At 46.3% G+C, this 21245-nt stretch carries 22 protein-coding genes; 9 read left to right on the top strand and 13 right to left on the bottom strand.

What is annotated here, in order from left to right; genetic code table 11:
- Nucleotides 1-132: 132 nt before the first annotated feature.
- Nucleotides 133-681 carry a gamma carbonic anhydrase family protein gene (locus HQQ92_RS22705; RefSeq protein WP_173248524.1) on the top strand — a complete coding sequence of 183 codons (549 nt, stop codon included), beginning with the start codon at nt 133-135 and terminating at the stop codon, nt 679-681.
- A 134-nt stretch (nt 682-815) separates the two neighbouring features.
- Here the strand turns inward: HQQ92_RS22705 and HQQ92_RS22700 are convergent, their stop codons facing one another.
- Nucleotides 816-1091 (bottom strand): DUF1488 domain-containing protein, encoded by a 276-nt coding sequence (locus HQQ92_RS22700; RefSeq protein WP_113941387.1) that lies wholly within the window; start codon nt 1089-1091, stop codon nt 816-818.
- A 5-nt stretch (nt 1092-1096) separates the two neighbouring features.
- A complete protein-coding gene (gene aroE / locus HQQ92_RS22695; RefSeq protein WP_173248769.1) occupies nt 1097-1945 on the bottom strand; it encodes a shikimate dehydrogenase in 849 nt (282 codons plus the stop codon).
- 153 nt (nt 1946-2098) lie between these two features.
- Here aroE and HQQ92_RS22690 point away from each other — a divergent pair, with 153 nt between their 5' ends.
- Nucleotides 2099-2536 carry a group II truncated hemoglobin gene (locus tag HQQ92_RS22690; RefSeq protein ID WP_173248522.1) on the top strand — a complete coding sequence of 146 codons (438 nt, stop codon included), beginning with the start codon at nt 2099-2101 and terminating at the stop codon, nt 2534-2536.
- Nucleotides 2537-2570: 34 nt separating this feature from the next.
- On the opposite strand, the gene hemF is transcribed toward HQQ92_RS22690, so the two are convergent.
- The 6 genes from hemF to HQQ92_RS22660 form a co-directional block, all read right to left on the bottom strand.
- Nucleotides 2571-3479: an oxygen-dependent coproporphyrinogen oxidase gene (gene hemF / locus HQQ92_RS22685; RefSeq protein ID WP_105253029.1), complete on the bottom strand. Its 909-nt coding sequence runs from the start codon at nt 3477-3479 to the stop codon at nt 2571-2573.
- Between the two features lie 25 nt (nt 3480-3504).
- Nucleotides 3505-4071, bottom strand: coding sequence for an L-threonylcarbamoyladenylate synthase (locus HQQ92_RS22680; RefSeq protein WP_105250832.1), 567 nt, complete (start codon nt 4069-4071; stop codon nt 3505-3507).
- A 147-nt stretch (nt 4072-4218) separates the two neighbouring features.
- A complete protein-coding gene (locus HQQ92_RS22675; protein ID WP_173248520.1) occupies nt 4219-4782 on the bottom strand; it encodes a type I DNA topoisomerase in 564 nt (187 codons plus the stop codon).
- Nucleotides 4783-4901: 119 nt separating this feature from the next.
- Complete coding sequence (locus HQQ92_RS22670; protein WP_006083793.1) at nt 4902-5375, bottom strand: DUF494 family protein; 474 nt, start codon at nt 5373-5375, stop codon at nt 4902-4904.
- 2 nt (nt 5376-5377) lie between these two features.
- Nucleotides 5378-6394, bottom strand: coding sequence for a DNA-processing protein DprA (dprA, locus tag HQQ92_RS22665; protein ID WP_173248518.1), 1017 nt, complete (start codon nt 6392-6394; stop codon nt 5378-5380).
- A gap of 83 nt (nt 6395-6477) precedes the next feature.
- Entirely contained in the window at nt 6478-7608 is a 1131-nt protein-coding gene (locus HQQ92_RS22660) for a LysM peptidoglycan-binding domain-containing protein (protein ID WP_173248516.1), read from the bottom strand.
- A 125-nt stretch (nt 7609-7733) separates the two neighbouring features.
- On the opposite strand from HQQ92_RS22660, the gene def reads away from it, so the two are divergent.
- The 5 genes from def to HQQ92_RS22635 are packed head-to-tail and all read left to right on the top strand — an operon-like array spanning nt 7734 to nt 13388.
- The gene (gene def, locus HQQ92_RS22655; protein WP_206766142.1) at nt 7734-8246 is read left to right on the top strand and encodes a peptide deformylase; all 513 of its coding nucleotides are present in this window, start codon (nt 7734-7736) and stop codon (nt 8244-8246) included.
- Nucleotides 8247-8254: 8 nt separating this feature from the next.
- Nucleotides 8255-9211 carry a methionyl-tRNA formyltransferase gene (gene fmt, locus HQQ92_RS22650; protein ID WP_105250828.1) on the top strand — a complete coding sequence of 319 codons (957 nt, stop codon included), beginning with the start codon at nt 8255-8257 and terminating at the stop codon, nt 9209-9211.
- 2 nt (nt 9212-9213) lie between these two features.
- On the top strand, nt 9214-10500 hold the full coding sequence (gene rsmB, locus HQQ92_RS22645) for a 16S rRNA (cytosine(967)-C(5))-methyltransferase RsmB (RefSeq protein ID WP_173248514.1): 1287 nt from the start codon (nt 9214-9216) through the stop codon (nt 10498-10500).
- A gap of 15 nt (nt 10501-10515) precedes the next feature.
- The gene (gene trkA, locus HQQ92_RS22640; RefSeq protein ID WP_105250826.1) at nt 10516-11925 is read left to right on the top strand and encodes a Trk system potassium transporter TrkA; all 1410 of its coding nucleotides are present in this window, start codon (nt 10516-10518) and stop codon (nt 11923-11925) included.
- Between the two features lie 20 nt (nt 11926-11945).
- Nucleotides 11946-13388, top strand: coding sequence for a TrkH family potassium uptake protein (locus tag HQQ92_RS22635; RefSeq protein ID WP_173248512.1), 1443 nt, complete (start codon nt 11946-11948; stop codon nt 13386-13388).
- A 54-nt stretch (nt 13389-13442) separates the two neighbouring features.
- On the opposite strand, the gene hemG (HQQ92_RS22630) is transcribed toward HQQ92_RS22635, so the two are convergent.
- On the bottom strand, nt 13443-13997 hold the full coding sequence (gene hemG, locus HQQ92_RS22630) for a menaquinone-dependent protoporphyrinogen IX dehydrogenase (protein ID WP_105250824.1): 555 nt from the start codon (nt 13995-13997) through the stop codon (nt 13443-13445).
- A gap of 199 nt (nt 13998-14196) precedes the next feature.
- On the opposite strand from hemG (HQQ92_RS22630), the gene HQQ92_RS22625 reads away from it, so the two are divergent.
- Nucleotides 14197-14505: a metalloregulator ArsR/SmtB family transcription factor gene (locus HQQ92_RS22625; RefSeq protein ID WP_105250823.1), complete on the top strand. Its 309-nt coding sequence runs from the start codon at nt 14197-14199 to the stop codon at nt 14503-14505.
- A gap of 63 nt (nt 14506-14568) precedes the next feature.
- Here HQQ92_RS22625 and hemG (HQQ92_RS22620) read toward each other — a convergent pair whose 3' ends face one another.
- From hemG (HQQ92_RS22620) to pepQ, 4 genes are all read right to left on the bottom strand, one after another.
- On the bottom strand, nt 14569-15093 hold the full coding sequence (gene hemG, locus HQQ92_RS22620; RefSeq protein ID WP_105250822.1) for a menaquinone-dependent protoporphyrinogen IX dehydrogenase: 525 nt from the start codon (nt 15091-15093) through the stop codon (nt 14569-14571).
- A gap of 2 nt (nt 15094-15095) precedes the next feature.
- A complete protein-coding gene (locus HQQ92_RS22615; RefSeq protein ID WP_173248510.1) occupies nt 15096-16553 on the bottom strand; it encodes a TrkH family potassium uptake protein in 1458 nt (485 codons plus the stop codon).
- Nucleotides 16554-16630: 77 nt separating this feature from the next.
- The gene (locus tag HQQ92_RS22610; RefSeq protein ID WP_173248508.1) at nt 16631-17245 is read right to left on the bottom strand and encodes a YigZ family protein; all 615 of its coding nucleotides are present in this window, start codon (nt 17243-17245) and stop codon (nt 16631-16633) included.
- Nucleotides 17246-17272: 27 nt separating this feature from the next.
- Nucleotides 17273-18595, bottom strand: coding sequence for a Xaa-Pro dipeptidase (gene pepQ, locus HQQ92_RS22605; RefSeq protein WP_173248506.1), 1323 nt, complete (start codon nt 18593-18595; stop codon nt 17273-17275).
- 490 nt (nt 18596-19085) lie between these two features.
- Between pepQ and fadB the strand changes: the two genes are divergently transcribed.
- Nucleotides 19086-21236, top strand: coding sequence for a fatty acid oxidation complex subunit alpha FadB (fadB, locus tag HQQ92_RS22600; RefSeq protein ID WP_105250819.1), 2151 nt, complete (start codon nt 19086-19088; stop codon nt 21234-21236).
- The last annotated feature ends 9 nt before the right edge of the window (nt 21237-21245 follow it).

Raw genomic sequence — 21245 nt, 5'->3', positions numbered from 1 at the left:
GGAGATTAAGAAAGTCCGCAACCCCTATTTTTAAGATAATTGTCATTTTCTCACTGTTCGTTGGATATTTGACCTGACCCGCTAGTTTTTAACCTTTATAATGCTAAAAACCACTCAATTAGGGACTTTTCTATGTCAGGGCCACTCAGAACTTACCAAGGTATTCATCCTCAATTAGGCAATAACGTATATGTAGATGAAGCTTCGGTGCTTGTTGGCGATATTGCGTTAGATACTGATGCCAGTATTTGGCCTATGGTGGCGGCGCGTGGTGATGTTAACCATATTCGTATTGGTAAACGCTCGAACGTACAAGACGGTAGCATATTGCATGTAACGCGTAAGTCAGCTGCTCGTCCCGATGGTCATCCACTGATTATTGGTGATGATGTGACTATTGGTCACAAGGCTATGCTTCACGGTTGCAAAGTCGGTAACCGAGTATTAGTGGGCATGGGTGCGATTATTCTCGACGGTGCGATTTTAGAAGATGATGTGATCTTAGGTGCTGGTTCTTTAGTGCCACCGGGCAAGGTATTACAGAGTGGCTATTTATATGTAGGCAGCCCAGTTAAGCAGGCTCGCCCATTAACGACTGCCGAAATTGCCTTTTTGCCAGAATCTGCCGACAACTATGTCAGACTGAAAAACGAATACTTAGTTGAGTTACAAAACATCTAATCACTTATAGCCAATCTCTTATAGTTAGTCGCTTAGTGTCACTATAGCTATATAATAAAGGCGGTAGAGACTCATTGAGTCTCTACCGCCTTTTGCTATTCGCTGATTCAGAAAACTATCTAAGTTCGATAAGTTTAGCCTAAGTGTACTGCCCCAAACTCATCAAACTCTTCGGCTTCAATTAAGTCTTCCGCCATTTCTTCGGCATCAAATCTCACCGCATCAAACAATGCCAGCATAGCGGCGGCTTCATTGGCACTCGGCTGTTCAGAGAAATCATTCAGCTCGGCTAACTTATTCACACTGATATAGCACTTGATGTTCATCCCCTGTGACTGCGCGATAAAGCAGACTCGCTTGTGGGCGTCGTCCCAATATTGCAGTTCGGGGAAAAGAATACTTTGATTCATGCTTCCTACTTAGGCTCGGCCATGAGTTTATCCCGCAAAAGATTTAATACCACTTGAGTGTCGGGCTCGATACCTCGCCATAGGGTAAAACTCTTAGCCGCTTGTCCGACTAACATGCCGAGCCCATCAATAACCTTAGCTGCACCTTGAGATAGCGCCCATTGGTTAAACGCGGTGACCGAGGCGCCATACATCATGTCATAACAAACAGTTTGGGTGGTGATGATATGCGCTGGCAAAGTTGGCAACTCGCCCGCAAGACTGGCCGAGGTTGAATTGATGATGACATCGAACTCGCCCACAAGCTCATTCATTTCTACGGCGGTGACTCTATTTGCGAAAGCACCGTTATCCACCGAAGTAAAGATATCGACCAGAAGCTGTGCCTTAGTGTGAGTGCGATTACTGATGATCAGCTGCGCAATTCCCGCATTTAATAACGGCAGAATACAACCGCGCGCCGCGCCACCAGCACCAATAAGTAACACGCGCTTATATTGCAGGCTGCCTAAGTTAGCGATGAGATCGGCCACCAGCCCTAAACCATCGGTGTTATCACCGCGAATAGTGCCATCGGCCAATAAACTTAAGGTGTTTACCGCGCCAGCAAGCTTGGCCTCTGGGCTGAGACTGTCACACAGCGCAAAAGCTTGCTCCTTAAAAGGCACTGTCACATTCGCGCCCTTGCCGCCCGCATTGAAAAACGCCGTCAGTGAGGCTTCAAAACCATCGACCGGAGCAAGAATGGCTTCATAGGTTAATAACTCTTGGGTGGGCGCGGCAAATTGTCCATGAATGAACGGCGATTTACTGTGGCTAATTGGATTGCCAAACACTGCGTATCTGTCTGTCATAGCGATATTAAATTTTAGGTTCAATGGCTTTGCAGTCTACCGCGCTTTTGAGCCTAGGCAAGACGAATTATGTTCAACTAAATTTTACGCTGGGTTTCACGCTATAATGCGCCATCGGCTCAATACTCTCTATTTTAGTGAACGACTATTTCAATGAACTGGCTTAAAAAGATTTTTAGCAAACACACTCCACCGCAGGATGATCGCGATCCGAGCCAATCTAACGCTTACGACTTAATCGGCGGCGAAAAAGTGATCCGCGCTATCACCAAATGTTTTTATCAGAAGATGGCAAGCTCTGCAGAAACGACAACACTGCTTGCCATTCATAGAGCGCCAATTGCGGAATCAGAGCAGAAGTTGTTCGAATTTTTAAGTGGTTGGCTCGGCGGGCCGCAGCTCTATCAGCAGAAATATGGTCATCCCGCATTGCGAGCACGGCACATGCATTTCGCCGTCGATGAGGCGATGCGGGATCAATGGCTGTTTTGTATGAAATTTGCGATTGAAGAAAACATTAATAAGCCAGAGCATCGAGCCGCCATCTTTGAGGCGATTTCAACTCTGGCTGATCATATGCGTAATCAATAAAGTGGACATCGCATCCACTCTTTAAGATTACTGGCTAAACCCAGTCACGGGGTTTGAGGTAGTTATCGTACAAATCTGCCTCAGGGCTTCCCGCCTCTGGTGTATAAGCATATTGCCAACGTACTAATGGCGGCATCGACATTAAGATAGACTCGGTACGGCCGCCCGTCTGTAGGCCAAACAAAGTGCCTCTGTCGTAGACTAAGTTGAACTCAACATAACGACCACGACGATAGAGTTGGAACTGACGCTCACGCTCACCGAATTCAGTCTCTTTACGACGCTCGACAATCGGCGCATAGGCCGTTAAGAAGCCATTACCTACAGCTTGCATAAAGCTAAAGCTTTGCTCGAATCCTGCTTGATTCAAGTCATCGAAAAACAATCCACCCACGCCGCGGGTTTCATTACGATGCGGTAGGAAGAAATACTCATCGCACCATTTCTTATACTTGGGATAAACCTCATCCCCGAAAGGCGCGCAAATATCCTTAGAAGTCTGGTGCCACTCGCGCACATCTTCCTCGAACGGATAATAAGGCGTTAAATCAAAGCCACCGCCAAACCACCACACGGGATCGGCATCCTCTTTTTGAGCGATGAAGAAGCGCACATTGGCATGAGTCGTTGGGATATAAGGATTATTAGGATGAATCACTAAAGAAACGCCCATAGCTTCAAAACTACGGCCCGCTAACTCAGGGCGATGCGCCGTAGCCGACGCAGGCATAGCAGCACCAGTCACATGGGAAAAGTTAACCCCAGCTTGCTCGAACACTGCACCTTGGGTTAATACTCGGCTAGTACCACCACCACCTTCAGCGCGAGTCCATGAATCGGCGGCGAACGTGGCTTGGCCATCCAGCGCCTGTAAACCAGCACAAATTCGGTTTTGTAGATCGATTAAAAACGCTTTTACCACTGCAACATCAGGCACACTCATCTTGTTATCCTTATTATTGGTTTGCTCATTGTCCATTTCGTAAAATCTTACCGCTTCGCGCATCGATAATGGTCGAGGGCTGACGTTGTTCGCCGAGTTCACCTAATACGAGTGCATCAATTTTACCTGTAAAATCTGCGAGAATTTCATCGGCAGTTAATGCTGGATCTTCACCCGCAAGGTTAGCGCTGGTCGACACTAAAGGTTTATTGAGTGCGCGGCACAGGGCTTGCACCCCAGTATGGGCTGACACTCGCACTGCGATAGAGTCAAATTCACCACAGAGGTATTTTGAAACCTGCGCTTTGATTGGCATTACAAAGGTAAAAGGCCCCGGCCACTTGGAAAATGCAAACTCGAGCTGCTCAGCCGTTAATTGCGATTCATCAACATAAGCTAAAAGCTGCTGAAAATCACTGGCGACTAAGATCAGTCCCTTTTGCCATGGGCGCTGTTTTACCGCCAATAACTTTTGGATAGCGGTGTCATTATCTGGGTCACAACCTAGGCCATAAACGGCCTCGGTTGGATAAGCGATAACACCACCGTTAAGCACAATATCTTTTATGTCAGATGGGTGCAGCTGCAACATCTTAGGATCACCTTTTGAGTATTGTCGATTTCAACAATCAAATTATTGGATAAATTCGAATACTGACCGCCCCATCAGCGGTCAGCCGAGGATTATACGCAAGCCACTTTCATCGGCCAAATATTAAGATGCAGGTCACACAATAAACTAAAGTGGTCTTTTGTATTTACAGCTTTTTTGCGGGCATTCTAAACGCATCCCAGCCGCACCTTTACGCTCGACCAAGATCCCAAAACCACAACTCGGGCAAGCTTCAGCAACCGGAGGATAATTCACAATAAACTTGCACTTAGGGTAAGCACTACAGGCATAAAAACTCTTTCCGAAGCGACTCGTTCTGTGCTCAAGCTTACCCGCTTTGCATTCAGGGCAAGGAATTTCAGGCTTGTCACTCGCTTGATCCTGTTTTTCAATATGCGTGCAGCTAGGATATTGAGTACACCCAATAAAGATCCCAAAACGCCCAGACTTTACCGCCAGTTCGTGACCGCATTCAGGGCATACAGAACCTTCAATCACTTGAGTTTCAATGGATTCGTGCTGCACTAAGGGTCGAGTGTAATTACAGCTAGGGTAATTATTACAGCCAATAAAACCGCCGTGCTTACTGTGTTTGACCGATAACTCGCTGCCACATTCAGGGCAAAGTTCGTATTCTTTTTCCAGTGCGTGTTCGTGGGCACTAAATAATTGTTCATCAATCTTAGACATAATCATTCACCACCTGTCGTAGCGCATTAGGATATCAAGCGCAGTGCCATCAAGGAATTTATGGCATCAAAAAAGGAGGTCTTAGCCTCCTTTCTCTCATAATTCATCTTTCACAACAATTAAGAATGCAGTCGGCCTTCGGGCTGTTCGAAGATTAAATCTTCCATTTGCTCATAAGCGGACTCATGGCCAGGAGCATTAAACAGTACCATTAAGATAACCCATTTGAGATCTTCTAAAATCAGGGTTGGTTCATCCAACTCCATAACTCTATCGATCACCATTTCACGGGTTTCGACATTCAGCACTTTAACTTGCTCTAAAAACAGCAAGAAACCGCGGGATTCCACATCCAGCTTGTCCATTTCGTCCTTTGTATAGATACGAAACGAATGCTGATCGTGATTACAAAGATAAGGTTTATCCCCTTCTTGTAATTCAGCTAAGCGCTCTAACCAAGTTAACGCTTTTAAAATCTCGGATTGATGAAATCCGGCACGAGTGAGTTCCTTGGTTAACTCGTCTTCATCAACTAGTAGTTCAACTTCACTGTGAACATAGTTTTCAAATAGATACATGAGGATATCAAACATGGCTAGCTCCTCTTTACTCTGACGTAACCACCGGGTACTGCTATTACCCAACCTTGCAACTCAAGTTCAAGCATTTGTTCTAACACCAGATCTATCGTTTTTCCACTATGTTCAACGACTGCATCAATTGATGTAGTTTCATAACCTACACTAGCTAACAGAGACGAAAATGGCAAATTACAAATCTCGCCTTGCTGTATATGGTGGCATAACTTCAATTCTTCAAGGTGGAAAGCGGTTAAACTTGCCAACTCTTCCACTATATCGGCAGCGGTTTCCACAAGCTTTGCTCCATCACGTAATAAATCATGACAGCCTTGATGGTAACCACCTAAGATTGAGCCCGGAACGGCAAACACCTCACGCCCTTGTTCCATCGCCAACCTAGCAGTGATTAAAGAGCCGCTTTTGCGACAAGCTTCAACCACAAGTGTCCCTAAAGAAAGACCGCTAATAATGCGATTTCGTTTCGGGAAATTACCCGCAAAGGGACCAGTATCAGGCCAAAACTCGCTAAGTATACAGCCTTGCCGCTGAATATCATGATAAAGCTGTCGATGTTTTCGTGGATAAATGATCTCTATGCCCGTTCCTAGTACGGCAATAGTGCGCCCTTGATGGTCAACACAGGCTTTATGGGCCGCCCCATCAATCCCCATCGCCATGCCACTACAGATACCAAATCCCATTGAGGACATCTCAGCAGCCAGTTGGTAAGCGACCTGCAATCCGCCAGGAGAAGCATTACGACTGCCAACAATCGCAAGATAAGGAAGGGCTAACGCCTCTAAGCAACCTTTAGCGAATAGGACGGCGGGCGGATCTGAGAGCTGTTTTAATAATGGGGGATAAAGCGGATCAGAGAAACAAAGCAGATGATGATCGGCGGCTTGCTGTTGCCATTCGAGGGCGACATCCACTTTTTGATAATCAATAACAAGGCTATGGAGCAGATGATCAGATAAAGGTAGCGCTTGTCTCTCATGCTCTAACCTTTGTCTGAGGTCGTCCACTTCCATGTGCGTTAATAATTGTTGGATCCGAGCGGGTCCTAGCCCAGATACAGCACAAACAACTAACCAATCGACCAAATTTTCAGAGATTATAGACCTCTTAAGGCTAAAGATTCTGGGGCGATTAACTTATCGTCGACACGAACAGGCCGCTCGGTGGAGACAATCAAACCTAAGCTCGCCTTATCAAACACTTTAAACACTAACAACTTACCATGATAAACATCCGGCATCTTAACTGCACGATCCGAAGAGACTGACGCCATTAGGTTATCATAGGCAGTACGTTCAATTGCAGGGACAGGCGTACCGTCATTGTTGATAACAATAACCTCACCATCACGATAAATAGAAAATACCACCCCAGGCTCGACGCCATCCTGAGTGCCTTTATCTAAGTACACGACATTCAACTTACCCGCTTCACGCAAATTTGATTCTGTCGCTAACACTAAAGCCGGTATCTTTAATTCCGCAGGTTTAGGAGTAAAGTAAGCTGACATCAAGGAATCACTTTCCATCGGCAATACTCTGAAGCCTGCTTTGGTTTCGCGAAAGCTCGTTAGCAACTTAATTTTTGAAACCTTACCAGACTCAATCACTTGCCCAGTAGACGACAAAATGGCTTCTTGTCCTAACGCTTCGCCTGACTCTTTATTGAAAAACTCGCGACCGCGTTCGTAAATACCATATTTTTGGTTTATTGGCAGTTCAGCATCAATATAAATCACATCACCCACAATATGGTGACGCGATGGACTTTCACCTGCCAGCACCATAGGTTGCTCAGTAAGCCAGTAAGTCTCGACGACCCGATTCTGCACTAAATATTGTTCAATCAAGGCTAAATCAACGGCTGGAATAGCATTACTCTTAGCAATGACACGTCCCTCGGGACTCTTTCTTACATGGGGTTTAGCACTATCAACAGTAGCACCATTACGCACAAGGCGGGGCTGACCATCAATAAATACCAGAGTGAGTTGATCGCCAGGGTAAATAAGGTGGGGATTAGCAATTTGTGGGTTTACATCCCAAAGACTTGGCCATTTCCATGGGTCATTCAGAAACGCGGCGGAGATATCCCAAAGAGTATCGCCCTTTTTCACTACATATGACTCAGGATGCCCCGCCTTAAGCGTCAGGGTATCTGCGGCAACAAACGTGCAATTGAATGTCATTAACGCGAGTAAAATTAACCGTTTCATGGGTATTTCCATGTTGTTTAACTCTTAGTTTGAGCTTTTACTGTTATTGGTAGGCACTAAAGATTAAAATTAACTCATTAGCATCAGTCAGTATAACTAACTGGCAGAGATTTGACAGACTTGTTAAGAGTTTATGTATGACACTATTAAAAGTATTACAATTCCCTGACGAAAGATTACGAACACAAGCCACACCCATCACAGAGTTTAATGCCGAACTGCAGACTCAAATTGATGATATGTTCGAAACCATGTACCAAGAAAAAGGTATCGGTCTGGCCGCGACCCAAGTTGATTACCATAAACAACTTATTGTCATGGACTTACAGGATGAAGTCGAACGACCCAAAGTGTTTATCAACCCCGAAATTATCGCCAGCAGCGGTGACTTCTGCAATGAAGAAGGTTGCCTGTCGGTTCCGGGGATTTACGCCAAAGTCGATCGCGCCGAATTTGTCACGGTAAAAGCCTTAGACAGACACGGTAACGAATTTATAGTTGAGGCCGATGAGTTATTTGCCATTTGTATTCAACACGAAATGGATCACCTCAAAGGCAAATTGTTTGTCGATTATTTGTCGCCGCTAAAACGTCAGCGGATCAAACAAAAACTTGAAAAAGCGGCCCGATTGGACGCCAAAGAAGCATAGGATCAGATTTGAAACCACTCAACATCATCTTTGCCGGAACACCGGATTTTGCCGCTCGCCACTTACAAGCACTGTTGAACTCACACCACAATGTGATTGGCGTTTACACTCAGCCCGATAGACCCGCTGGCCGCGGCAAGAAACTGACCGCCAGCCCAGTAAAAGAACTCGCTATCGCCAATAGTATTCCAGTGTTTCAACCCGGCTCATTACGTAAAGAACCCGCGCAACAAGAACTTGCCGCACTCAACGCCGATATCATGGTGGTCGTAGCCTACGGTCTGATCTTGCCAAAAGTCGTGTTAGATACACCGCGTTTAGGTTGTATTAACGTTCATGGTTCTATTTTGCCACGCTGGCGCGGTGCCGCACCGATCCAACGCGCACTTTGGGCCGGCGACAAAGAAACCGGCGTGACCGTTATGCAGATGGATGTGGGTTTAGATACAGGTGACATGCTGCTTAAAACCTATCTGCCGATCGAAGATAACGACACGTCAGCCAGCCTTTACGAGAAACTGGCAGAACAAGGTCCCGTTGCCCTATTGCAAGCACTCGAAGGTTTGGCAAATGGCACCTTAGCCGCTGAAAAACAAGATGAAGCCTTAGCGAACTACGCAGAAAAACTCAGCAAAGAAGAAGCTAGACTCGACTGGAATAAATCCGCTAAACAGTTATGGCAAGAAGTCCGTGCCTTTAATCCTTGGCCTGTGAGTTACTTTGAGCACCAAGGTAACACTATAAAAGTGTGGCAAACTCAAGTCAGCGAAACCACCAGCACAGCCGCTCCAGGCACTATTATCAGCGCCAGCAAAAAAGGCATAGACGTTGCCACCGCTGATGGTGTGTTAACCCTGCTGAGTATGCAGCTTCCGGGGAAAAAGCCACTCAATGTTGCTGATATTCTCAATGCTCGAGGTGAATGGTTTAGCCCGAATACTCGCCTCGCACACGAGGCACAATAATCATGAACTTGCGCGCGCTTGCTGCGAAAGCCATCTTCGAAGTATTAGAAAAAGGCGTGTCACTGTCAGTGGCATTGCCTGATCAACAAAAGCATCTTGCCAGCGGCAAAGATAAAGCCCTACTTGCCGAGATCTGCTACGGCGTGATGCGCACTCTGCCACAAATAGAAAAACGCATCAGTGAATGCCTAGAGAAACCACTTAAAGGCAAACAAAGGATTATCCACCAGCTCCTGATCGTAGGTTGCTATCAACTGTACTTCACTCGTATTCCAAGCCACGCCGCAATTTCAGAAACTGCCGAAGCCTGTCGCCAATTAAAATTTGAAGGCATGGTCAAAGTGGTTAATGGTGTACTGCGCAATATTCAGCGCCAGCTATCGCCGCTAAGCACAGAATCAGATACCTTAAGCTATAACACACCCGCTTGGTTAATTAAGCGCTTAAAAGAAGCCTATCCCGAGCAATGGCAAGACATCATTCAACAAAGCCATGAACGCCCGCCCATGTGGCTGCGTAACAATCGCTTATCCCAGAGCCGTGCCGAATACCTCGCAGCTTTAGCCGAAATCGACATTGAAGCGAGCGAAGGCAGCAGTGCCGATGCCATTCTCCTAGCGCATCCAAAGGATGTCGCCACACTGCCACACTTTCATGAAGGTGCAGCATCAGTGCAAGATGGCGCGGCACAATGGGCGGCGACATTACTAGCCCCGCAAGCGAATGAATTAATACTCGATGCCTGCGCGGCACCCGGTGGCAAAAGTTGTCACTTACTCGAACTTGAGCCGAGTATCAAATTAGTGGCTGTTGATTTTGATGCTAAACGCCTCGAGCGTGTGCAACAGAACCTTGACCGCTTATCATTAAAAGCGGAGCTTATCCATGGTGATGCGGCCAACATAGACTCATGGTGGCAAGGCGGACAATTTGATCGTATCTTACTGGACGCGCCTTGCTCAGCCACAGGAGTGATCCGCCGCCATCCCGATATTAAATGGTTGCGAAAAAACCATGACATCGAAGAGTTGGCTGAACTACAACAGCAAATTCTCGATCATTGCTGGAAGTGGCTAAAACCCGGTGGCACGCTTCTTTATGCCACTTGTTCGATTTTACCGCAGGAAAACCGCGACCAGATCAGTGCGTTTTTAGATAGAACGGTAGATGCTAAGCTAGACACACTTGCCCAGCAAAATTCGCCACAGGATATAGGTTGGCAAATCACGCCAGGACAAGACAATATGGATGGGTTTTATTATGCCCGTTTATTGAAAGCGACTGATTAGGAAGTAAGCAAGGCCATGAAAATTATCATATTAGGTGCGGGTCAAGTTGGGGGAACCTTGGCCGAAAATTTGGTGGGTGAGAACAATGACATCACCATTGTCGATTATGACAAATCCAGATTACGCGCCCTGCAAGATAAATATGACCTTCGCGTCGTAGCGGGCCATGCCGCTCACCCTGATGTGCTCAGAGAAGCGGGCGCAGAAGATGCCGACATGCTTATCGCCGTAACCAATAGTGATGAATGCAATATGGCTGCCTGCCAGATTGCCTATACCCTTTTTGGTACGCCGACTAAAATTGCCCGTATCCGCTCAGAACCGTATTTGGCGATGCGCGATAAACTCTTTATCGACAGTGAAACCAAAAATAGCGACGGTCGCCCCCGCGGCGGCTTCGTGATCGATGAATTAATCGCCCCTGAACAGTTAGTGACCGCTTACATCCAGCGACTCGTAGAATATCCAGGCGCATTGCAAGTGCTTGAATTTGCGGAAGGCCGGTTGAGCCTAGTGGCTGTTCGAGCCTATTACGGCGGCCCACTGGTGGGTAATGCATTAGCGGCACTTCGCGAACACATGCCCAATATTGATACCCGGGTCGCGGCGATTTTCCGCCAAGGCCGCGCTATTATGCCTCGCGGAACGACCATTATCGAAGCCGATGATGAAGTCTTCTTCGTTGCAGACAGTCGCCACATTCGCGCTGTCATGAGCGAAATGCAAAAGCTCGATAACTCCTACCGCAACATTATGATCGCTGGTGGCGGTAACATAGGCCTAGGCTTAGCAAAACGCCTTGAGCGCACCCACTCGGTCAAACTGATTGAGCATAAATTAGAACGTGCCGAAGCCTTATCGGAGCAGCTGGAAAATACCACAGTGTTCTGCGGTGATGCCTCAGATCAAGAATTACTGCTCGAAGAACACATAGACCAAACCGACGTATTTATTGCGGTCACCAATGACGACGAAGCCAATATTATGTCCGCTCTGCTAGCAAAACGTATGGGCGCGAAAAAGGTCATGGTGCTTATTCAACGCGAAGCCTATGTGGATATAGTGCAAGAAGCCAACATCGATATTGCAATCTCACCACAACAAGCGACGATTTCAGCACTATTAACTCATATTCGTCAGGGTGATATCTGTAACGTTTACTCTCTACGTCGTGGGGCGGCCGAGGCAATTGAAGCCATCGCCCACGGAGATGCCAGCACTTCTAAAGTCGTTGGCAAAGCCATTGGTGATATTAAGTTGCCACCGGGGACAACGATTGGCGCCATTGTCCGCAATGATGAAGTGCTGATGGCCCACGATAAAACCGTGATAGAGCAAGGGGATCACGTGATCTTGTTCTTAGTGAATAAAAAGTTTGTCGGTGAAGTCGAGAAGCTTTTCCAACCAAGTGCTTTCTTCTTCTAAGAACCTTAGTAAGCCAACTTATGCTGAACTTTAGACCGCTATTGTTTATTTTAGGGCTGTTTTTGTCGATGCTGACAGCCTTCATGCTGATCCCACTGCTCCTCGCCGCATACAAAGGTGAGGAAACGGTGGGCTCTTTTATGGTGTCGGCATTAGTCACTGGCATTAGCTCAAGCCTGTGTTTACACAATGGCCAGAGCAAAAGCATTAACCTCAATATCCGCGATATGTTTCTGCTAACCAGCCTAACGTGGTTGATCGTAAGCCTATTCGCGGCCATGCCATTTACCCTTTATCACGGTATTGGTTATACCGACGCCTTCTTTGAAACCATGTCCGGCATCACGACCACAGGTTCTACAGTACTCTCAGGGTTGGATACTATGGATCACAGTATCTTAATCTGGCGCTCTTTATTGCAATGGCTAGGTGGGATTGGTTTTATCGTAATGGCGGTGGCGATTCTGCCCTTCTTAAACGTTGGCGGGATGCGGCTATTCCGCACTGAATCATCCGATTGGAGCGATAAAGCAGTGCCTCGCACTCAAACCATGGCTAAGTATTTATTCTTTATATATATTTTACTAACGAGTATCTGCTGTGTTGCCTATCATCTGGCGGGAATGACTTGGTTTCAGGCCATCAATCATGCAATGACCACCCTCTCGACTGGTGGCTACTCGACCTCAGATAGCTCAATGGCGGCGTTCTCCAACTCTGCACACTGGGTTGGGACTTTCTTTATGGCAGCAGGTGGCTTGCCACTACTCATGTTTGTACAAACCATACAGCAAAGGGATCTACGGATTTGGAACGATGCTCAGGTCAAAGGCTTCTTATTTTTCCTCACGTTTGTCTCTTGTTCTATTGGCTTCTGGCTGTGGCAAACCCGCGACATTGAACTTCTAGATGCACTGCGTTTATCCAGCTTTAACGTGGTATCGGTAGTCACCACTACAGGTTATGGCTTAACGGACTACGGTGCTTGGGGCGCCTTTGCCAATATCGCCTTCCTGTTTTTAATGTTTGTCGGTAGTTGCTCTGGCTCAACTTCGGGCGGGATTAAGATCTTCCGTTTTCAAATTGCTGGGGCCATTATGCGCGAGCAATTGAAACAGCAATGTCATCCAAACGGTATCTTTAGGGAACGTTACAACAACCGCATCATCAGTGATGATATCGTGCGCTCTCTGATCACTTTCGTACTGCTGTTTGTGATGGTGATTGTAGGCTTGTCAGTGATTTTAGTGCTCACGGGTCTCGATCCTATGACCAGTTTCACGGGCGCGATTACGGCAGTCACTAACGTGGGCCCTGGTTTAGGCCCGATTATTGGACCTGTAGGTAACTTCTCAACGCTACCCGATGTCGCTAAATGGGCGTTGTCACTCGGCATGCTCCTCGGTCGTTTAGAAATCTTAACCGTGGCGGTGTTGTTTCACCCGAGTTTCTGGAAGTACTAATTCAGTAGAGCTTGAATACTAAAAAGGCGCTTAACTTGTTAAGCGCCTTTTTTATTAAGCTGTTGCAGTAACGTCAGCTAATTCCAACAGATGATCAGCATAGACTTTCACATCTGCCCAGTCGGTATAATCGATAACTGACTTAGGATCAGTTGGACCCTTAGTCATCTTCATAATCAACTGAATCGCCAATCTGTCATACCAAGGCCATGAAGGATAATCCACTTTGCCCGCAATAATTTTAAGATCAGCAGGCGTCCATGGCGATAACGCAATGAACTTTTGCAGATATTTATTATTTGCAGGGATACGTTTTTCAGGATTTCTCGCCACAACATTGACGCAGAAAAAACTGTTTGGCAATGCGCCCAGAGCCTGTGCATGCTGCTCAATAAATTGAAAAACGCTCTTATCATAGGTGCCATAGAGCACGCAGGCACCTAAGGCAACGACATCATAATCAGGCCAATTAATACAAGTCGCAGCAGCACTGTTGATATCGATGAGGTCAACCTTAGCGTCACGAAATCTTAATTGCTCGGCAATTGCACTGGCAATCTTGGCCGTATGGCCACCACGGGTAAAATAAAGTACGAGGACGCGTGTCATAGGCAATTCCCGATCCACTGAGTAATACCACCATTGTGGCAAGGTTACGTTAAATAAACCTCTGATAGGATCACAAATCAGTCGTATCTCATATTCTGAGATGCAAAAATTGAGATCTGCATTGCCGAGCAGTATGATTGCGTAAACACATGTGTTCAATTAGAATTATCTAATCAAAAGCGATAAAGTGAGTGACCTTATGCAAAATGACATAGATGTAGATGCAATGGTAACTAATGCGGAAAGTGCGGCTAAATGGCTCAAGGCCATAGCGAACCCTTATCGCCTAATGATTTTATGTCTATTACTAGACAAAGAGTTGAGCGTAACCGAGCTCAACGCCACAGTGCCATTAAGCCAGTCGGCCCTATCCCAGCATTTAGCCGTATTACGCGCAGAAGATCTCGTGGATACCCGTAAGAGCTCGCAGATTGTTTACTATAAACTCAAAAACGAGCAAGTCACCCAAGTGATTTCGATTCTGCATAGCCGCTACTGTGCAGCCTAACACTGCAAAATTAGCCTAAATTTAAGCCCTAACCTCTTGCAAGTGATTAGGGCTTAATGGTTTTTAATGTTGGCTAAAACGGTTACCGAAGGCATCGACTTTTGCCCAATCGGTAAACTCAAAAGTGCCTGTGATATCCGTTGGCCCTTTAGTCAACCACATGATAAAACGTATCATGGTCCGATCGAAGAAACCGTATTTAGGGTAATCAATCTTGCCTGCAAACACTTCTAACAGCTGGGGTTGCCACAGTGAAAGCTTGAGAAACTTTTGCATATAAGGATTGGTTTCAGGCGTATTTTTTAAGGATTTGCGCGCCACTACGTTAACGGTAAAAAAACCATTAATCTTAGTATCTAGCACTGCATGGTGGCGATTCACATACTGATAAAGCTCTGGTCTATGTTTACCATAACGAATACTGGCACCAATCAGCACTTTATCAAAATCCACTAGACTCAACGCTTCCGCCTGCTCTAATGTGGCGAGCGAAACCTGCTCTCCCGCCTGTTCAGCAATCGTCTTCATTTTTTGGCAAATTGCCAATGTTTGGCCATCTATCGTCGAATAGATTATTAACGTCTGCATGATTAATTCTTCCAAAAAGTTGGCGTAAACAAAATCAGTAAGGTAAATACTTCGAGGCGACCAAACAGCATAGCCACGACCAATACCCACTTGGCTCCATCACCAATACTGGCATAATTGCTCGCTACCTCACCTAAACCTGGGCCTAAGTTGTTTAAGCATGCCGCCGTGGCACTAAAAGCCGTAATATCATCTAATCCCATCACCATGAGTGCAAGCATACAAATCACAAACACCAGCGCATAGGCAGAAAAGAATCCCCAAACAGCATCAACCACGCGATCGGGCAAGGCTTTAGAGCCAATCCTAATCGAAAACATTGCCTTAGGGTGAACGAGTCGTTTCAATTCACGGGAACCCTGTAACAGCAGTAAAATTACTCGAATGACCTTAATCCCACCCGCCGTTGAGCCACCACAGCCACCGATAAAACTCGAAAACATTAATAGTATGGGTAAAAATAATGGCCACAGATGGAAGCTATCAGTGCCAAATCCAGCCGTAGTGGCAACTGAAACTGCCTGAAATAAAGCATGATCTAAGGTTTCTTCTGGCGAATCATAAATACCAGAACGATAAAGCGTGAAGAAACAAATCGCTGTGAGAATAAGTTGAATCGCCACCAGCATCTTAAATTCAGCATCTTTAAAATAGACTCTAACGTTAATCCCACGTCGTGAAAATGCCGCAAAATGCACGCTAAAGTTAACCGCAGAAACAATTAAAAAGAACACACAAATAAGGTTAATAGTAGGACTATCGAAATAGCCCATGCTGGCATCGTGGGTCGAAAAACCTCCGATGGCAATGGTCGAAAATGAATGACAAATAGCGTCAAAAATACTCATGCCCGCCCACCAATAAGCCGTCGCGCAGGAAATCGTTAGCAGTAAATAGATATACCACAGTGCTTTAGCAGTTTCGGCTATCCGCGGGGTCATCTTACTGTCTTTCACTGGCCCTGGAATTTCTGCGCGATAAAGCTGCATTCCTCCCACACCGAGCACAGGTAAAATAGCCACTGCGAGCACAATAATCCCCATACCACCAAGCCATTGCAGCATATGGCGGTAAAACAAAATAGCCTTAGGTAAAAAATCGAGCCCGACAATAACAGTGGCTCCGGTGGTGGTTAACGCAGAAAAAGATTCAAAGAAGCTGTCTGTCCAGCTTAAGTCTGGCTGACTCGAAAAGATAAACGGCAAGGCACCAATAGAACCCAGTACAGTCCAGAACAGCACGACAATCAGGAAGCCCTCTCGCGTACGCAATTCTTCTTTGCAGTGGCGGTTTGGATACCAGAGCCAAAAACCAATAAATAGGCTAACAAAAAATGCCTGCATAAACGCCGTGCCGCCGCCATCGTTATACCAAACAGCGATCAGTGCTGGTGGCAGCATAGTGATTGAAAATAAACCAATCAGCAGGCCTATGATTCTAATTATGGTTTTATATTGCATTACGCGAGTTCAATTATTCCATTGGCTGTAAAGGTATTTTCAGCATTTGGGCTATTTTGGCATAATTTACGCAGGCATCACAGCTCAAACTCGGGCCTCAAACTTCCTTGACTCAGTGTCGCCAGCGACTCACAAAGCCATGCCTGTTGCTCTCGCCCTATCTCAAACACAATATCGACCGCTGTGGCAAATTGCTTATCGATGATCACGGCATCCACTTGCTGTAATAGATGCTCGACATCGCGCAGCTGCGCATAATCACAATGCAACTTGGCGGGATACCGTAACTGTTTGAGTCGCGTCGGTAATTGAATCAAGCCTTGCCTTAAGCCCGACGTATAAGCCCGAACGAGTCCACCTACGCCTAGCTTAGTACCGCCATAGTAACGCACGACAACAGCGCCCACTTCTCCAATATGTGCCCCTTGCAACACAGCTAACATAGGGCGGCCTGCACTGCCAGCGGGCTCACCGTCATCACTCGAACCAATCAAGACGCTATCATCCGGTGCGCCAGCAACAAAAGCTGAGCAATAGTGGCTTGCGCTGGGATAGTCACGCTTTATGTCAGTAAGTACTAACTTTAATTTATCGACACTATCGCAATGAAAGAGAAAAGAGATAAAGCGACTATGCTTTATCTCTTCTTCAATGACGATTTCATCACAGGGAACGTTATAACTTTCGAGCACGAATTCGCCCTAATCTATTTTCAAACATCAATCGGCTAAGCCGAGCTCACGGGTCATATTCTCGTTTCTATCTTGATGCACTATGACGTTATCTTCGATACGAATACCGCCAAAAGGCCTTAACTCATCAACCGTTTGCCAGTTGATCTGTTGGCCACGACTATCTTGTTTAAGCTCATTGAGCAAAGTATCTATGATGTATAACCCAGGTTCCATAGTCAGCACTTGGTTTGGCGCTAAAATGCGGGTGCAGCGCAAAAATGGGTGGGCCTCGGGGGCCGCGATATGTGTACCGCGCTCATCGTGGGAGAAGCCACCCACATCATGCACTTGTAAACCTAACATGTGGCCTAAACCATGGGGGAAGAAAGCACTGGTAATGCCTTGATCAACCAAACCTTGGGCATCACCCGTGGCTAAATCAAAATCCAATAGTATTTGCGCGACTTTAGCGTGAGTCGCTAAGTGTAAATCAGGATAACGAACGCCGGGGCGCATCATGTCGATGAGCTCCAGCTGCGCCTTATTCATCGCAGCGATCAACTCATCGAAACGATTCTTCTCGAATGCATAGGTTCTAGTGATATCAGACGCATAACCAAAGTAGCTCGCGCCCGCATCGATAAGAAAAGACAAACGTTTCGCAGGGCTTTGATGCTCGAGCGCGGTGTAATGCAAAATCGCCGCATTTTGATTAAGAGCGATAATATTGCCGTAAGGCACTTCATTTTCGCTCTGGCCCACGGCAGATAAATAATGCTGTTGGATCTCGAACTCACTCGCACCGTTATAAAACGCATTTTTAGCCGCCAAATGTCCCTGCACCGCAATTTGGTTGGCGCGGCGCATACATTCCAGCTCATATTCAGTTTTAGTGGTTCTGTGGTAATGCAAATAACTCATCACAGCATCGGGATTGCGACTGGTAAAACCCAGCACTTCGGCTACATCTAAATGCTCACCCAAATAAGCCCAATTAACTGTGTCTTTGGGTAACAGCTCAGCGACCTTATCGGCCTTAGTTAACAGCTTAATATCAAAATGCTCGGTCCAGAACATATCCGGCACATCGGATACTTTGTGCCAAAAATCCACAGGACGATAAAAAATCAGCTGCGGCTTATCGCGACCATTGACGACTAACCAGCAATTCGGATTATCTAACACTGGCAACCATGCCTTGAAGTGCGGGTTTGCTTTAAAGGGATAATTGATATCATCCAAAAACATCCGATGCGGCTGACCCGAATGGATCACTAAACCAGACAAGGCTTCTCGAGACAAAATATCTGCGACTCGGCGGTTTAACTCGGCAATATGGGCACGATAGTGATGAGCCAACTGATCCATTTGTCATCTCCTGCAATGAATAAAAGTTAATATTATGAGCCAAATTTGCCCACATAATCTTAATCTGATCATGAACAACAGATTCAATCAAAACGTTAAACTGTCACTCAATCTAAAATACATGGCTGCTAAACAAAGAACATAAAAGCGATAACATCATGATTATTTTTAATAATTCTATTCAACCCTAGCATGGCTGCAGCGTTTAAACGTCTAAGGAAAACAGCCACAAAGACCTATTTATCCGCAAAGTGATTTAACGCACTCTAGGTGTTCTACACTCTGTGCAGTGTATCACAAAGGTGAAAAATCACTCTAGCCGACAAGAAATTAAACAGTCGTTTAAATTGGGTGTTGTAATTTATCGAATTTCGAAGCACACTGGCATACAACTGGTCAAATGATGGCCGAAGCTGCTGTGAGATAGAGAGTCGTACTAGCACCAACACATAATGGTGGGTATCACTTTTAAGCCAAAAGGAAGCAAGCAATGATCTACCAAAGTCCTACAATTCAAGTTGAGTTACTCGAGGATAATATTGCCAAGCTGTGCTTTAACGCACCCGGTTCGGTGAACAAATTCGACAGAGAAACCCTCGCTTCGCTCGATGCCGCATTAGACAGCATCAAGCAAAATTCCAATATCAAAGCGTTAGTGCTGACCTCAAGTAAAGATACCTTTATTGTGGGTGCCGACATTACCGAATTTTTAGGCCTATTCGCACAAGATGACGCCGTACTGCTCTCTTGGGTTGAACAAGCCAACGCTGTCTTCAACAAACTCGAAGACTTACCTTTCCCAACCGCATCTGCAATCAAAGGCTTTGCCTTAGGTGGCGGCTGTGAAACCATTCTGGCAACGGATTTTCGTATCGCAGATACCACAGCCAAAATCGGTTTACCTGAAACTAAACTCGGCATCATCCCTGGCTTTGGCGGCACAGTTCGTCTGCCACGTGTGATTGGTGCAGATAATGCACTTGAATGGATCACCACAGGTAACGACCAACGCGCTGAAGATGCACTGAAAGTCGGTGCTGTGGATGCTGTGGTTGCGCCAGAAGCATTAGAAGCGGCTGCGATTCAAATGCTCAAAGATGCTGTTGCTGAAAAGTTGGATTGGCAAGCGCGTCGTAACCGCAAGCTGTCTGCACTAACACTGCCAAAACTTGAAGCTATGATGTCATTCACCACAGCCAAAGGCATGGTGTTTGCGGTTGCGGGTAAACACTACCCTGCACCAATGGCCGCAGTAAGCGTAATTGAGCAAGCATCAACTAAAGGCCGCACCGAAGCACTGCAAATCGAGCATCAAGCCTTTATCAAACTGGCTAAAACTGACGTTGCTAAAGCGCTTATCGGTATCTTCCTTAATGATCAATTCGTTAAAGGCAAAGCGAAAAAAGCGGGTAAATTAGCCAAAGAAGTGAAAAACGCTGCCGTATTAGGTGCTGGCATTATGGGCGGCGGTATCGCCTACCAAAGCGCCAGCAAAGGCACACCGATTGTCATGAAAGACATTGCCCAGCCAGCATTAGATTTAGGCCTCAATGAAGCCGCCAAACTGCTGTCTGCCCAAGTTGCTCGTGGTCGTTCAACGCCAGAAAAAATGGCCAAAGTGCTGAACAACATCACGCCTTCATTAGATTATGCTGCGCTCAAACACAGTGATGTCGTCGTTGAAGCCGTTGTTGAACATCCAAAAATTAAAGCACAGGTTTTAGCCGAAGTTGAAGGCTATGTGAGTGAAGATGCAATTATCGCGTCAAACACCTCAACGATTTCAATCAACTTGCTCGCTAAGAGCATGAAGAAACCTGAGCGTTTCTGCGGTATGCATTTCTTCAACCCAGTGCACAAAATGCCGTTGGTCGAAGTTATCCGTGGTGAGCACAGCTCTGAAGAAACCATCGCCTCTGTTGTGGCTTACGCCAGCAAAATGGGCAAAACGCCAATCGTGGTTAACGATTGCCCAGGCTTCTTCGTTAACCGCGTACTCTTCCCTTACTTTGCAGGCTTTAACGGCTTACTTGCCGAAGGTGGCGACTTTGCTGCAATCGACAAGGTAATGGAAAAACAATTCGGTTGGCCAATGGGCCCTGCTTACCTGCTCGACGTAGTGGGTTTAGACACAGGTCATCACGCCCAAGCCGTTATGGCTGAAGGTTTCCCTGATCGCATGGGTAAATCAGGCACTGATGCGATTGATGTGATGTTTGAGAACAAACGTCTTGGCCAGAAAAATGGCAAAGGTTTCTATGTCTATTCAGTCGATAGCCGTGGTAAACCGAAGAAAGATGTCGATCCAACGAGCTACGGCCTATTGAAAGCTGCCTTTGGCGAATTAAAAGTCTTTGAAGCCGATGACATTATTGCCCGTACTATGATCCCTATGATCATCGAAACCGTGCGCTGTTTAGAAGAAGGTATTGTCGCATCACCAGCCGAAGCGGATATGGGCCTAGTTTATGGCTTAGGTTTCCCGCCATTCAGAGGCGGCGTGTTCCGTTATTTGGATACCATGGGTGTCGCAAACTTTGTGGCCTTAGCAGACAAATATGCTCACTTGGGCGGTCTGTATCAAGTCACAGATGCGATGCGTACATTAGCAGCCAATAACGGTAGCTACTACCAAGCCTAATTAGCGGGA

Origin of the sequence: Shewanella sp. DC2-4 (assembly GCF_013248875.1) — a bacterium.
Lineage (GTDB): Bacteria > Pseudomonadota > Gammaproteobacteria > Enterobacterales > Shewanellaceae > Shewanella > Shewanella oncorhynchi.
The sequence above is the reverse complement of the archived record's forward strand: the minus strand, read 5'-3'. Positions and strand labels throughout refer to the sequence as shown.